A 14,661-nucleotide genomic window follows, 5' to 3' on the forward strand; every position below is an offset into this window, starting at 1 on the left:
TCTTTCCAATGACAACTTTAAACGCGCCATTTATGGCGCGTTTTTTTAACTCTGTTTTTCCTCTGTCAGTCTCACTTGGACAAAGTTACGACACATTCATACAGTCAATGATTTTCGCCATTGATAAGGTGTACTTTCAATAGAGGAGGGAGCATGAAAGCATTAATATATTCATCACTACTGATGACAGCAGCGTTGACGTCTACTGCATCGGCAGGCGAGTTTGATACCACATCTGCACGCGTCGATGGGTGCCCAGCAGCCTTTTTTACTCATAAAGCGATCGTATTTGATGCAGTAACTCTATGTGCAACGCAGAAAGTCAATTCACAGAAGCTCGCTTATGCGGCAAGCGTAACTGCGCAATGGTTAGATAATGATCAGGATGGGGTTATCGATGAACCCGCTCTACTGGATCACTTACGCCGAAATCAAGCAGTTTTGGTCATGAGTAAAAGCGGATTTAGTGAAGAGTCTTTCGATGCAATGGATATTGAAGGGCGCGTTGGTCAAGATCTTTCAGCCGATGAGACCAATCCAAGCGATCGCCGTGATGCCTCGCAAGAAGAAATCCATCATCTAATCGTCAATGCGGGCTGGCAATCTTTGTATCCCAAACTGTTTAGCGATCAAAAGCGAACCAATAGTGCGCTCTACAAACAGTGGAAAATGGCCGATGAGCACGACTACTATCAGTATGATGATCCAACGTGTGATAGTGCATGTAAAACGGTTGAGTTTTTCTACTTGAGTACGGCAAGTTATTTGGGCTCTAAAGCCGATCTGTATTCCGATGAACTGAGCCTCAAGACAAGAGCAGAGCTTACAGATAAGCTACCTGGGGTGGTGGCGCTAATGGAATCTAAAGATTATCACTATCCGACGCATAAGTGGCCGGATGGACACTACCCCCACAAACAAAACATCAAGATCATAGGTCAGTAGTATCGATGTAGCCACTAGTGGCTAAAACTGGATTACCAATCAACACCTTTAAGAGCTTTCACACCCGACTCAAAAGCGTGCTTGACGTTACGTACTTCGGAGACAGTGTCAGCCATCTCGGTCAAGGTGCGATGAGCGCCGCGACCCGTGATGATGACTGATTGCATCTTAGGACGGTTGTTTAGCGCTTCGACCAGTTCATCTAATTCGATGTACCCATAGTTGACCATATAGGTCATCTCATCAAACAGTACGACATCAATCGATTCGTCTTGCAGCATACGTTTACACTCTTGCCACACTTTTTGCGCCGCTTCGGTATCTTGTGCTTTACTTTGGGTTTCCCAAGTAAAGCCAGTTCCCATGACTTGGAACTCAACCCCAAGTTTCTCCAGCAGATTACGTTCACCGTTGTCCCAGGTGCCTTTAATAAATTGAGCCACCGAACACTTCAAACCATGTCCAACAGCGCGTGCAACCGTGCCAAAGCCAGAAGTAGATTTGCCTTTACCGTTGCCAGTGATTACTAGGAATAGGCCCTTCTCTTCTTGCGCAGCGGCAATTCGAGCATCGACTTGCTCTTTCACTTTTTGTTGTCGCTCTTTGTGACGCACTTCTTTGTTGGTTTCAGAGGTCATGGTAAATCCTTTTTTATTCAATAAATCTGTGTCTATGATAGCTCAATCAAAGTAGTGCAAAAACCTATGATTTTCATGGGAAAGCACCTGTAAAAAGAGAGTGAATAGGAAATGAAGAAGCTATTGGTTGTGTGTATGGGGAATATCTGCCGCTCTCCGACCGGAGAAGCCATTCTTAGAGCAAAATCGCAGCAACTCGGTATTCCTGTGGAGGTGGATTCGGCAGGAACAATTGGTTACCACCAAGGAAACCCACCAGATTCAAGAGCAAAAGCAGCCGGTGAGCACAGGGGGTACTCTTTTAAAGGGATTCGTTCGCGTAAAGTGGTTAGTGGTGATTTCGAAGATTTTGATTTGATTTTGGCAGCAGATAGAGACAACTTTGCCGATTTAATTCAACAATGCCCTCAGCATTTGCAGCACAAAGTAAAACTGTTTCTCGACTATTCCAATTCTGAATATGAAGAAATCCCCGACCCATACTATGGCGGGGATGCCGGATTTGAACTGGTATTGGATCTTATAGAAGAAGCTTCAGAGAATGTGTTGAAATCACTTTGAATGTGAGAGTTGAATGGCGGTGTCTGTTACGCCGCCATCACTCTGCCACTAAAGTAATCATTAGAGACGATATACTCCGTATTACGAATCAACTCATCCTGCACTTCTGCCCAGTGTGAGTTATCGTGCTCAATAGCAGGGACAACGCCTCCAACGCGAATGTTGAAAGGGGTGAGTTCTTTAGCCCAACTTTGGGTAAACCCCGCCACCATCGATGTTGCATTGTCGAAGCCTGACATATCCTGATAGTCAGGATGAGAAATTACATTAACAATCACACCGTTTTTCTGTTCTTCACGCATTCTTTCGGCGGTTGCTTGACCAAAGCTAAACAGTGTCGCAGCCATCAAAGAGAGCCTTTGAGTAAACAGGTCACTGCCTTGATGATCAAAAATATTCGGCATCGCTTCTGCTGTGAGCGTATTGATCAAAACGTCGGGGGACCGCTTGACCGTTTGATCCATGAATGTGAATAAGTATTGGATAGAACTGAGTGAGTGATCATCTATAGGGCATTGATAGACGCTGTCTGATATCTCTTGGCACAGCTGATAGGTTTGCGCGAGTTGAGGTGTTTTTCGATCACACAAAACCAGCGTCGCACCAAGCGAAGCAAAGTGATAAGCGAGAGTGCTTCCGATCTGAGAACCGGCAGATGTCACTAAAATTACAGCATTTTTTATATCCATTAGCTTACCCCCATAAGCAATGCATGCTCTAAAAGATGTCCACATAGCATGGTAGATTAGCTGTGTTTTAGTTGTGAATAACGTCAAATAACTCTTCGCTCAGTATGATAATGTTCGATTATTTGGCGCTATTCACATTATGCAGGCCTATTGTTAAGCAAGTCCGAAAAATGAGACACGAAAAGTGTGATCAAAAACGATCCTTTAAGCTTGGGTTTGGATCTGGAAAGTACGCTGAGCTTTTATTAGCTGATTATAAAGATCGATTGGCATTAGCTCTTTTGGCTCTTTCTCTCCCATTGCACGACGTTGGTGTCCAGATAGATTGTGATACACCTCTTCAGGAAGATTATGTGTGTCTTCTGGTAGGTAAGTTAAAGCGTCAGGGTTTAAGTAGTGGCTCAGCTTGGTACTAGGGAGTCCGGAACGGTGAAATAGGGAAGCTTGCGTCGCCGATACTTGGTAAGAGTCTTGATCAGAGCGAAGCTGTTGCGGTGCTTGCAGCTCAAATTTTTTACGCAGTGCTTGTTCGCTCGTATCTATCTCATCGACCTTTTCAAGCGGGGTATTGTCACGAACATCGTCAGAAAACATCGACAAAATTAGCGCGAAGTCAGCTCTGCGTCCTTCATGTACGGCATGGTTAATACCCGTGCCAAACTGAAGCTCGCTGATGATGGCTGCTTTGTCTAAAGTGTGAATTTGCATGATGTTCCTCGTTCGTTGCTTTTATAGCGACTTAGTACTGAGAAACTTTAGGGAAATCATAGCTTGAAACGAAAAAAAGCCAGCAAAGTGCTGGCTTTTAAAATGACTAAATTTAAATCCTAGGGAGGAGGATTATTTTGCTAGGTTTTCTGCAACGAAGTCCCAGTTAACTAGTGCCCAGAATGCATTCATGTAGTCTGGACGAACGTTACGGAAATCGATGTAGTAAGCGTGTTCCCATAGGTCAACAGTAAGAAGTGGAGTTGTACCTTCTTCTGTTAGAGGTGTTGCTGCGTTAGACGTGTTAACGATCTCTAGAGAACCGTCTGCTTTCTTAACAAGCCAAGTCCAAGAAGAACCGAAGTTGTTGATCGCAGAGTCTGTGAATTTCGCTTTGAACTCTTCGAAAGAACCGAATGCAGCGTTGATAGCGTCAGCTACTGCACCTGTTGGCTCGCCACCCGCGTTTGGCGCTAGACAGTGCCAGTAGAATGTGTGGTTCCAGATTTGTGCAGCGTTGTTGAATACACCACCAGTAGAAGTCTTGATGATTTCTTCTAGAGATTTGCCTTCAAACTCAGTGCCAGGAATAAGACCGTTTAGCTTAACAACGTAAGTGTTGTGGTGCTTACCGTGGTGGAAATCTAGAGTTTCAGCTGAGATATGTGGTTCTAGTGCGTCTTTCGCGTAAGGAAGAGCTGGTAGTTCAAATGCCATTGCTCGATTCTCCATTTATATGAAAGGGTTGCCCCTCTCGATTGCTTCCAGTGTTATTTATAATTCATGGCTCGCAGTGCCAACCATGGTCATTTTGCTGACTTGCGCTCTAGTTTAGCAAGTTTTTACTTTATTAAAAGCTCAGGCTGTAAATTTCTATATGAAAATTCTTTATTAGATAATGACAGTTAATCTCAAAAAAGCACGAAGTCCACTATAACCTTACTCATATTAGGCTTTTTATTCTGTGCTAATGGTTTAGAATGTGCAGAATATTTGCCGTAACTCCATTAAGAGGAAGCAATGGAAACTATCGATAAAATCAAACAGCAGATCGCAGAAAACTCGATCCTTCTTTACATGAAAGGTTCGCCTAAACTACCTAGCTGCGGTTTCTCTTCTCAAGCAGCTCAAGCTCTTATGGCTTGTGGTGAAAAATTCGCTTACGTAGATATTCTTCAAAACCCTGATATCCGTGCAGAGCTACCGGCATACGCACAGTGGCCAACTTTCCCTCAACTATGGGTTGAAGGTGAGCTGATCGGTGGTTGTGACATTATCATCGAAATGTTCCAAAAAGGTGAACTGCAGCCTCTAGTTAAAGAAGCAGCAGAGCGCGCAGGAACAAGCGAAGAGTAATCTTTCTTCATTAGGAATACTGTTTAAATTTACAGTTTTTCTTGATTTCTAAGGGCCACATTCGATAATGTGGCCCTTATTGTATCTGTCTGACTCTAGGGTCTGCTGACCTTTTGAGCTGATTTTTGCAGCAGTTTGTGGTTTTTTTATGCAAGGCAGAGGCTTTGAATTGTAGTTGCTCTACCTGATAAGCCGATAACGCAGCAGAAAGGAACCACAAACGCTGCCCGAAGGGTTCGGCTAAAAGCGTTTTACTCTTTGTTGAGAGGTGTTTTGCTTAGAGTGACTAGGCTGCAAACCTCTCGCCGCGATTAAAACGCTTTTATCTCGAACAAAATTTAACCGCAAAAGGCCAACAGACCCTATCTTATGTCTCGTCTCTTTATTGCTGAAAAACCAAGCCTTGGCCGCGCAATTGCCGCTGCACTCCCTGGACCAAAGAAAAATGATCAGGGTTTTATTCGTTGTGGTAATGGCGACGTAGTGACTTGGTGTATTGGGCACTTACTTGAGCAAGTCGAGCCTGATGCCTACGATGAACGCTATAAAAAGTGGAATCTGGCTGATTTACCGATTGTCCCTGAGCAATGGCAGCTACGACCAAGAAAGTCGGCGAGTAAGCAGCTGACAGTAGTACGAAAGCTTTTGAAGGAAGCGAATCATATCGTTCACGCCGGAGACCCTGATAGGGAAGGGCAACTACTGGTGGATGAAGTGCTCGATTACTGCAAGGTCAGCAAAACGAAAAAAGAAGCGACACAGCGTTTGCTGATTAGCGATTTGAACTTGCCAGCGGTCAAGCGCGCCTTAAGCCAAATGCGCAGCAACCGCGAGTTTGTGCCGTTGTCGGTTTCTGCCTTAGCGCGCTCTAGAGCAGACTGGTTGTATGGCATGAACATGTCTCGTGCCTATACGCTACTAGGCCAAAAGGCGGGCTATCAAGGTGTTTTGTCCGTTGGTCGAGTGCAAACTCCAGTGCTTGGCTTAGTGGTTCGCCGTGATGAAGAGATAGAGAACTTTATCCCTCGCGATTATTTTACTCTTCACGCTCTTATCCCGTATCAAGATGGCTCAAGCGCGTTTGATATACGCGCTCGTTGGAAACCGAGTGACGCGTGTAAACCTTGGCAAGACGACGAGGGTAGGGTCCTCAATCGTAAGCTGGTGGAAAATGTCGCTAATCGAATCGCTAACCAACCAGCAAAAGTGGTTGAATCAGAGCAAAAGCAAACCAAGCAATCAGCGCCACTGCCCTATTCGTTATCTGCTCTGCAAATTGATGCCGCAAAGCGATTTGGTATGAGTGCGCAGCAGGTACTTGATACTTGTCAGTCTCTGTATGAAAAGCACAAGTTGATTACTTATCCGCGCTCTGATTGTCGTTATTTGCCGATGGAGCATTATTCCCAAGCGAGTAGTGTTTGTGATGCGATCAGCAACAATACCAAAGAACTCGGCAGTGCAGTATCAGGGGCGAATCTGAGCCTTAAATCCAAAGCATGGAATGATAAAAAAGTCGATGCTCACCATGCGATCATCCCTACGCCGAAAAAGACTTCAGTGAATGGGCTGTCTGGCAATGAGATGAAGATTTATCAGCAGATTGCGCGCCAATATTTGATGCAGTTCTATCCGGCGGCAGTGTATGCAGAAGCCAAGCTGGTATTTGATATCGCAGGTGGAACCTTTATTGCCAAGGGGCGTCAGCTTGTATCGGCAGGTTGGAAAGAGCTGATGGGTAAAGTTGATGATGAAGACGCAAGTGTTGATGCGGTTCCTCCTTTACCTGAAGGGAGCGTTCTAACCTGCCGAGAAGGTGAGATTAAAGATCGTAAGACAGAGCCGCCGAAACATTTTACTGAAGCGACATTACTTCAGGCAATGACGGGTATAGCCCGTTTTGTGGAAGACAAAGAGCTGAAAAAAATACTTAAAGAGACCGATGGCTTAGGGACTGAAGCGACGCGTGCAGGCATCCTTGATACTCTGTTTAAACGCCAATTATTGCAGCGCCAAGGCAAGTCTATTCTCAGTACACCAGCTGGAAGAGGCTTGATACATGCATTGCCATCTGAATCGACCTTTCCAGATATGACAGCAAACTGGGAGCACCAGTTGCAGGGTATGGCAGAGCGTAACCAAGCCTATCAACCTTTCATGCAGGCTCTACAGCAGCGAATTGATGGTTTGATGCATCAAGTTCGTAGCGGAGAGGTTCCTGAGTCTTTGCGTCACCTACCTAAAGTAGAGCGCCCGGCATACAAACGCAAAAAAGGCGGCTACCGTAAGAAATCTTCTGCCAAGTCCACATCTAAGAAGTCTAATACCAATCGGGATAAATAGGTGTTCAGATAATTGCGCAGGGAAAATCGCTTAGAGCAAGGCATAGATTGCAGCTAGCTAGTTGATCTACCTACAAAATCTATAACACAGCTATCAGCGATTTTAACCAGCAAGTATAATCAGATATTTATTCTGCTTGGTATCAACCTACTTTGCGCCCACAGCGTTTAAATAGTTGTTGCCAATAATCGACGTGACGGCGTATAGCTTGACGAAACTCCACATGGTGTTTCTTTAGCGGATACACATACCTATGAATGTTTGGCTTGGGATCAAACAGACTTAGGTTTGATGACAGGGTCTGATAATAGCCGTCGAGCTGAGCCATATAGGGTTGCACCTTACCCACAAATTGCTGCTCAAAGACATTGTTTAGATATTTAAACTTAGTGGTGTCGCGATTTTGAGCGCAGATTATATTGTGGTCATATTCTGTGAGTTGCTGGGTGACGTGGTTTAGTTTGCTCGTTGCCATCGCGAGAGAGTAACTTAGATTGCCCACAATAACCTTTTTCTCAAGAACCTCTTGAACGTCAATCACTTGGTTAATTACGCTGTCAGAAGCGCGATTCAAAGTTGCTAACGCTTGATTGATTTCAACCACTGTTTGGCCAAGGTTGGGTTCTAGCCACTGAGTTCCGCTGAGCTGCTTTTGCATCGCATCACTAGCAAATATTAGGTTCCAGTGATGCACCTCAAACTGAGACTGCTTTTGTTGTTGAATCTCGACAAGTTTCATTACTAGATCTGGTTCTAGGCCGTTACTGTTTATGCAGCGAGAGAGGCCATCCAATAACGCTGTTTGGTAGTCATAATTACGAAACTCGTCGGCAACTTTTCCTAAAACAGAGTTCTTCTCCGCTATCAGATTAAACAAACCACACTGCCTTAATTGGTAACTGTCGAGCAGGCCGATAGAGACAGAAGGCACGTCAACGTATAAATCGCGCTTTCGGGGCAACTGAGCGTAGCTCACTGTATCTTTATTTACTTTGGGTGCGTCTTGCACTCTTGCAACGCGAGTTAAGTAGTCATCAAAACGCTCACCGGGTGCATTGTCGCTACACCCAGTAATCACTCCGATGGTTAGGCCAACAATTAAAAGAGTGCGCAGTGTCTGTTTCATACCTTGATTTTAGTCGGACTTAGATAAAACTTAATAGCCTAGTTACCAAGGTAAACGATCACCGTTGTAGTTAATAAACTGACCAGAACAGGCTTGATCTGTTTGTTCAATCACTTTGATCAAACCCTTTGCGGAAGTGTCGGTATCAATCAACGCATTAGGTCCGCCCATTTCAGTTTGTACCCAGCCAGGGTGAAGTGCTAACACGGTAAAACCTTCAGCTGTCAGATCGTTGCTTAAGCTTTTAACTACAGAGTTGAGGGCTGCTTTTGATGAGCGGTAAATGTAGCCACCACCTGAAGTATTCTCAGTCATGCTGCCGACTTTAGACGAGAGGCAAGCAATTTTCTTTAGCGGTCCTTTTTGCAGGTTAGGGTATAAAGCCTCCGCCAGTTTCAACGGTGCAATGGTGTTGATTTCAAACACTTTTCGCCACTCATCAACATCGGTACTACCAAAGCCATAACCTTTTGGTCCGTAGTAGCCTGCGTTGTTGATCAGCAAATCGATAGCGGGTAATGAATTAGCAAATTCACTCAGTCCTTGATAATCCGTTATATCTAATGGGTGGCAGGTTAGGTTGTTACCTTCCAGCTCCAGAAGCTCCAGCGAACTACTTTCTGAGCGATAGGTGGCGTGGACTTGCCAGCCTAGAGCAAGATAGTTTTTCGCTAAGCTTAATCCTATACCACGGTTAGCTCCGGTGATTACAACAGTTTTCATCGCAAGTCCTTTAGATATTCTCAGAGTGTTTGTTGAAGAATATCAGAAAGCTAGCGGTAAAGGGACTTGGTCGATTGTCTGATAATAAGCTCGATAGGTGGCAGGCGAACTTGATGCCTATTACCACTTAACAAGTTAAGAATTGACTCTGCACAGACAACGCCGACTTCTTCTACGGGTTGACGCATCGTGGTGAGCGCAGGGGTAAAGTAAAATGAGGTCGGAAGATCATCAAAGCCTACCACTGAGATATCTTCTGGTACCCGATAACCGTGGTCATGCAGGGCTTTGATCGCCCCATAGGCCGTTTGGTCATTGGCGGCGAAAATGGCACTGAAGTGACTCTTAGATTCAATCAATTCCTTAGTTAGTTGATAGCCACATTCACTGCTGAAATCGCCTTGTTTAATCAGTTTTGGCTGAACCTTGATTCCAGCCTCTTGCAACGCTTTCTTGTAGCCGACGAAGCGTGCGACCGCATCGGGTTGGTTGAGCAAACCTTTAATATGGGCAATGTTTAAGTGACCTTGTTGAAGTAGGTGCAAGGTCGCCATGTAACCACCAAGTACGTTATCGATGTTAACGCAGCGCACCCGATCGCCAATCACATCATAGCCAACGGCGACAACAGGGATGTTCTCTGCATACTCAAGGATTTGTTTCTCGGTGAGGCTGCCGGTGACAATGATGACGCCATCAACATTACTTTTAGACAAGTAGTCGAGAGCATGAGATTCAAGTTTGTTTTTCCAGTGTCCGGTCGCGATAACCAGAGAATAGCCTTGTGCATTGAGGACTTTCTCCATGTCATTCAGAATACGGCTTGTATGAGGGCTTTCGGGGTTTTGTACCAGAACGCCAATGGTCATGGAGCGTGTGTTGCTGCCCTGATTCATGGTGTAGTTAGGCTTATAGCTCAGCGTTTTTATTGCTTGCTCAATGTTGTAGCTTTTTTCATCAGAGACGTAAGTTGTCCGATTGAGAAAGCGGGAAACAGTACTGGGTGAGACACCAGCAAGTTTGGCGACATCATAGATCGAGGGGGATTTATTATTCTTTTTTGATTTCATCGAACCAACAACAAAGCAAGCCAAATACTGAATATAGAAAACACCCAGTCAGAGCTCAATACAGCTGATAGGGAAGTGAGAGGTCTATTAATAAGCCGATGCTTAAGTGAGCATCGGCTTACTCACGCTTTTAGAAGGTGGCCAGTGAATTTTCACTCAAGGCATCAAACAGGTGAACCGCATCTAAATCGAGATACAGAGTCAGTTCATTGACATCAACTTCCGCCGCTTGTGTTTCTACCATCAGTGGCTGCCCCGCTATTTCCGTTTTTAGCAGTATGCTTGCGCCCAGCAGTTCTTTGTCCTTGATCTTGACCGGTAACGGCAGAACTCGATCGTGGTCCACTTGTTCGGCACGCAGATGGATATCCGTTGGCCTAACACCGAAGTGAAGTGCCAGATTTTTAGAAGCATGCGCGTGGAAGCGTTGTGGAAGTGGGATGCGAACATCACCAAGCTCTATCTGCCAATTGCCTTCTTCGCCAACCAATTGTGCGTCAAGCATGTTCATCGATGGGTTACCAATGAACTGGGCAACAAACTTATTAGCAGGCTGCTGGAACACTTGTGTTGGTGTGCCTACCTGTGCGACATAGCCATCTTTGAGAATGACAATACGATCAGCAAGTGTCATAGCTTCTATTTGGTCATGGGTGACGTAGATAGTGGTTGTTTGTAGTTCTCGATGAAGCTGCTTGATCTCTTCGCGCATGGTACCACGCAGCTTGGCATCTAAGTTTGAAAGCGGCTCATCAAACAAGAACACTTTAGGTGTACGCACCATAGCTCGCCCCATTGCAACTCGCTGGCGCTGTCCACCAGAAAGCTCTTTAGGTTTGCGATCGAGAAGTGGCTCTAGTTCCAACATTTTTGCCGCTTTACGTACTTCAACATCAATCTGGCTTTTTGCCATACCTTTGAGCTTGAGGGCAAATGCGATGTTTTCGTATACCGTCATATGTGGGTAAAGTGCATAGCTCTGGAATACCATCGCTAAGTCTCTATCTTTAGCATCGATTTTATTCATCAGCTTATCGCCAACAAGTATCTCGCCAGCAGTGATACTTTCTAGGCCAGCCAGCATGCGTAGCGTGGTTGACTTGCCGCAACCAGATGGACCGAGAAAAACTACAAACTCACCATCGTTGACGGTGAAATCAAAGTGTTTCACTACCTCGACATCGTCGTAAGACTTCTTGATGTTTTTGAATTCAACTTTAGCCATTACAAATTCTCCTCTCGGCGCTCAAGTAGCATGTTACGGTAAGCAATGGCGCTCTGTTTTAGCGTACGTTTTTGGGTTTCATACTCAACGTGCACGATACCGAAACGCTGCTTGTAACCAAATGCCCACTCGAAGTTATCCATTAGGCTCCATGCGAAGTAGCCTTGTACGTTGACACCAGATTTAATAGCGCTATCCACCGCTTCTAAGTGTGCTTGGAAATAGTTAACACGCTGGGTGTCATTCACTTCACCATTAATACAATTGTCTTCACCAGCCGCGCCATTTTCAGTGATGTAAAGTGGTGGCAGGTTGTCGTAACGGTCGTTAAGACGGAGTAGCAGATCAGTAAGTGCTTGTGGGTAGATCTCCCAGCCGATAAAGGTATGTTCATTTTCTGGCTGAGGCACGTCTTTGATATCACCATTTTCATCAAAGCGAACCACGCAGCGGGTGTAGAAGTTAATACCGATAAAGTCCAAGTCGGTGCGGATAATGTCGAGATCGCCCTCTAAGATCATCGGCATATTGTGAGATTGACGCTCAAGAACTAACTGCGGATATTCGCCTTTCAGGACTGGGTCCATAAACCAGTGGAAACCTTCCGCATCTGAATACTCAGCGGCAGCCACATCGCTATCGTTTAATGGGTATGCTGGTGTGGCATTGAACACACAACCATGCATGGCGTTAGGGGCATTCTTACGCATGTGAGGAATCGCTAAGCCATGAGCTAGCATTAGGTGGTGAGCCGACAAAAAGCCCTCGCGTTCGCCCTTTATACCCGGCGCATGGATTCCCCAACGATAACCTAGATACGAAGAGCAAAACGGTTCGTTAAGCGTGGCGTAGGAATCGATTTTATCGCCGAAGTACTCACTGACTACGTTCGCGTACTGCTCAAATTTGTAAGCGGTTTCTCGGTTCAGCCAGCCACCTTTATCTTCAAGGTACTGAGGAAGGTCCCAGTGATAAAGTGTGACAAATACCTTTAGACCCCGCGCGTGACATTCATCGATGATCTGTTCATAGAACTTTAGCCCTTCTTGATTGACTACACCGTCTTGAGGAATGATGCGCGGCCATGCCATAGACAGTCGGTATGCGTCGACACCTAGCCCTTGAATCATCTCAATGTCTTGTTTCCAAAGATGGAAATGGTCACAGGCAACATCGCCGTTGTCTGCGTTGTCTACTGCACCTGGCTTATTGCAGAAGGTGTCCCAGATAGATGGGCTTCGTCCACCAAGTTGAGCGCCACCCTCAATCTGATAAGAAGACGTGGCGACGCCAAATAAGAATTCTGGGCTGCGTAATTTAGAATCAGTAGGAAGTTGGAATTTATTCATTGTTATTTAAACCTTTTAGCCTTTAACAGCGCCTGACGTCAGGCCGCTAATCATTTGTTTCGACGCGAATAGATAAGTGACAACCAGTGGAAGAATCGAAATGGTTGTACCTAGCATGACCGCTCCCCAAGGGGTATTTGGGATACCTTGGACGCTGCGTAGCGCTTGGGTAATGACATAGTTTTCTGGAGTAGTGAGTACAACCAGAGGCTGCATAAACATGTTCCAGAAGAAAACGAATTGAACGATAGCAAGCGTTGCTAGAGCGGGTTTCATCAGTGGCAGAACAACACTCCAGTAGGTTCTAAACTCGCCTGCGCCATCTAGCTTAGCTGCTTCTAACAACTCCTTAGGTACTGACGCAACCACATGCTGTCGCATCAGGAAAATACCAAATGGTGTAGTGGTAAACGGTAGCCACACAGCGAGATGGTTATCGAGCAAGCCAAGGAATTTGACGATCATGAAGTAGGGGATCAAACTGAGCACTGGTGGGATCATCATCGAGCCGACCAACATACCAAACAGCAAGGTTTTGCCTTTGAACTTGTAGACAGCAAACGCATAGCCACCCATGCTACAAAACAGCAATGAAATCGTGGTGCCCAAAAATGCGATGTAGATTGAGTTAAACATCGCTTGCCAGAATGGCATGATTTCCAATAGCTTGGCGTAGTTAACCGCTAAGCTGTCGCCGATAGCGAAGCTAATACCAGAGCCAAAGATCTCCGTTCTATCACGCGTGGATAGCAGTGCAGACCACAGGAAAGGGAACACGGTCATAATCGCAGAAACGATCAGGACTACAGCAAGTAATGCCATCAACAGCTTGGTAAATATCTCTAGGCTACGATCACTTGGTTGCCAGCGAGGAGAAGTTATCGAGTTTGTCGTCATCTTATTGCTCTCCCAGACCTTTTTTACCGAAGAAGAAGAATTGAATTGCGGTACAGCCAGCAATCAGCATAAACAGCAGCCAAGAGATCGCTGAAGCGGTGCCCATTTCAAGCCATTCCCAACCCACTTTGTACAAGTACATTGAGATGGTTAAGCCTGATTGGCCGGTACCACCCGTACCACGTGTTAACACGAACGGTTCTTCAAACAGCTGCAGGTTGCCGATGATGGTCATGGTGACTGCAAAGAAAATAAACGGACGAATCATAGGGAGTGAAATACTCCAGAAGCGACGCCAAGCGTTAGCACCATCCATACGGGCGGCTTCAAGAATATCTTTTGGAATCGTCATTAAACCGGTTGTGTAGAGCACAATGTTGAAGCCGGTGTATTTCCAGAACACCATAATTGCGATAGATGGTTTCACCATGGTGGCGTCATCAAGCCAACGGATTGGTTGGTAGTCATTTACCCAAGCAAATGCCCAGCCAAACAAAGAGCTATCCGCTAATGCCATCAAGCTTTGGTTAATGATTCCTGAGTTGGGCGAATACATGTTGAAAAAGATCAGTGATGCTGCAACCGTCGAGGTAATGAACGGCAGAAAATACGCGGATGTTAGCCAGTGGCGAAGACGATCACTCATCGAGACCAAAATGTAGGCAACGGGCAGAGCGACTAAGTGCTGTGCCACTCCTGACGTAATCGCAAGCCAAAGTGTGTTTTTTAATGAGCGCCACAACCAAGGGTCGGTTAGAGCAATGTGGTAGTTCTCTAGCCCCACATAGTCCATGGCGCCAAGGCCTTCGACCGGGTTCCACTCATGAAAAGAGAGATAGATAGAAAAAAGCAGTGGGAAAATCCCAAATACCGAGAAAATAATCAAAAACGGTAGTAGGAATCCATACGGTGTAAGCGCTTTCAAACTCAGGCGAGAAAAAAGGCTTTCGCGTTGTGATGTTTCCATAACCTTGCTCGCTGCATGATTCATAGTAACGACCTCTAGTCAGGAAGGCGCAGTACGCCTTCCT

The 14,661-nt window shown here is 45.6% G+C and carries 15 protein-coding genes; 4 read left to right on the forward strand and 11 right to left on the reverse strand.

Annotated elements, in window-relative coordinates:
- Positions 1 to 153 precede the first annotated feature (153 nt).
- Positions 154 to 945: a hypothetical protein gene (locus AC6R16_RS09350; RefSeq protein ID WP_500674234.1), complete on the forward strand. Its 792-nt coding sequence runs from the start codon at positions 154 to 156 to the stop codon at positions 943 to 945.
- A 32-nt stretch (positions 946 to 977) separates the two neighbouring features.
- Here AC6R16_RS09350 and cobO read toward each other — a convergent pair whose 3' ends face one another.
- Positions 978 to 1,583, reverse strand: coding sequence for a cob(I)yrinic acid a,c-diamide adenosyltransferase (cobO, locus tag AC6R16_RS09355; protein ID WP_367937640.1), 606 nt, complete (start codon positions 1,581 to 1,583; stop codon positions 978 to 980).
- Between the two features lie 111 nt (positions 1,584 to 1,694).
- Here cobO and AC6R16_RS09360 point away from each other — a divergent pair, with 111 nt between their 5' ends.
- Positions 1,695 to 2,144, forward strand: a complete 450-nt coding sequence (locus AC6R16_RS09360) for a low molecular weight protein-tyrosine-phosphatase (RefSeq protein ID WP_500674235.1) — start codon at positions 1,695 to 1,697, stop codon at positions 2,142 to 2,144.
- Between the two features lie 26 nt (positions 2,145 to 2,170).
- On the opposite strand, the gene AC6R16_RS09365 is transcribed toward AC6R16_RS09360, so the two are convergent.
- From AC6R16_RS09365 to sodB, 3 genes are all read right to left on the reverse strand, one after another.
- Positions 2,171 to 2,833 (reverse strand): SDR family oxidoreductase, encoded by a 663-nt coding sequence (locus tag AC6R16_RS09365; protein WP_069666881.1) that lies wholly within the window; start codon positions 2,831 to 2,833, stop codon positions 2,171 to 2,173.
- Between the two features lie 204 nt (positions 2,834 to 3,037).
- The gene (locus AC6R16_RS09370) at positions 3,038 to 3,541 is read right to left on the reverse strand and encodes a VC2046/SO_2500 family protein (protein WP_239825328.1); all 504 of its coding nucleotides are present in this window, start codon (positions 3,539 to 3,541) and stop codon (positions 3,038 to 3,040) included.
- A 132-nt stretch (positions 3,542 to 3,673) separates the two neighbouring features.
- Entirely contained in the window at positions 3,674 to 4,258 is a 585-nt protein-coding gene (gene sodB, locus AC6R16_RS09375; RefSeq protein ID WP_004748456.1) for a superoxide dismutase [Fe], read from the reverse strand.
- A gap of 303 nt (positions 4,259 to 4,561) precedes the next feature.
- Here sodB and AC6R16_RS09380 point away from each other — a divergent pair, with 303 nt between their 5' ends.
- Positions 4,562 to 4,897: a Grx4 family monothiol glutaredoxin gene (locus tag AC6R16_RS09380; RefSeq protein WP_004748458.1), complete on the forward strand. Its 336-nt coding sequence runs from the start codon at positions 4,562 to 4,564 to the stop codon at positions 4,895 to 4,897.
- A 369-nt stretch (positions 4,898 to 5,266) separates the two neighbouring features.
- On the forward strand, positions 5,267 to 7,240 hold the full coding sequence (locus AC6R16_RS09385) for a DNA topoisomerase III (RefSeq protein ID WP_239853237.1): 1,974 nt from the start codon (positions 5,267 to 5,269) through the stop codon (positions 7,238 to 7,240).
- Between the two features lie 142 nt (positions 7,241 to 7,382).
- On the opposite strand, the gene AC6R16_RS09390 is transcribed toward AC6R16_RS09385, so the two are convergent.
- From AC6R16_RS09390 to AC6R16_RS09420, 7 genes are all read right to left on the reverse strand, one after another.
- Positions 7,383 to 8,366, reverse strand: coding sequence for a DUF3080 domain-containing protein (locus AC6R16_RS09390; protein ID WP_500674236.1), 984 nt, complete (start codon positions 8,364 to 8,366; stop codon positions 7,383 to 7,385).
- Positions 8,367 to 8,408: 42 nt separating this feature from the next.
- Positions 8,409 to 9,089 carry an SDR family oxidoreductase gene (locus tag AC6R16_RS09395; protein WP_500674237.1) on the reverse strand — a complete coding sequence of 227 codons (681 nt, stop codon included), beginning with the start codon at positions 9,087 to 9,089 and terminating at the stop codon, positions 8,409 to 8,411.
- Positions 9,090 to 9,139: 50 nt separating this feature from the next.
- On the reverse strand, positions 9,140 to 10,159 hold the full coding sequence (locus AC6R16_RS09400; protein ID WP_500674238.1) for a substrate-binding domain-containing protein: 1,020 nt from the start codon (positions 10,157 to 10,159) through the stop codon (positions 9,140 to 9,142).
- Between the two features lie 130 nt (positions 10,160 to 10,289).
- Entirely contained in the window at positions 10,290 to 11,384 is a 1,095-nt protein-coding gene (locus AC6R16_RS09405) for an ABC transporter ATP-binding protein (protein WP_008077974.1), read from the reverse strand.
- Positions 11,384 to 12,733 (reverse strand): GH1 family beta-glucosidase, encoded by a 1,350-nt coding sequence (locus AC6R16_RS09410; RefSeq protein ID WP_500674239.1) that lies wholly within the window; start codon positions 12,731 to 12,733, stop codon positions 11,384 to 11,386. The genes AC6R16_RS09405 and AC6R16_RS09410 overlap by 1 nt, the downstream gene beginning before the upstream one ends.
- A 15-nt stretch (positions 12,734 to 12,748) precedes the next feature.
- The gene (locus tag AC6R16_RS09415; RefSeq protein ID WP_500674240.1) at positions 12,749 to 13,630 is read right to left on the reverse strand and encodes a carbohydrate ABC transporter permease; all 882 of its coding nucleotides are present in this window, start codon (positions 13,628 to 13,630) and stop codon (positions 12,749 to 12,751) included.
- A gap of 1 nt (position 13,631) precedes the next feature.
- On the reverse strand, positions 13,632 to 14,621 hold the full coding sequence (locus tag AC6R16_RS09420) for a carbohydrate ABC transporter permease (protein ID WP_008077977.1): 990 nt from the start codon (positions 14,619 to 14,621) through the stop codon (positions 13,632 to 13,634).
- Positions 14,622 to 14,661: the final 40 nt, after the last annotated feature.

It is taken from the genome of Vibrio sp. R10-SG3-ISO10 (assembly GCF_059834185.1).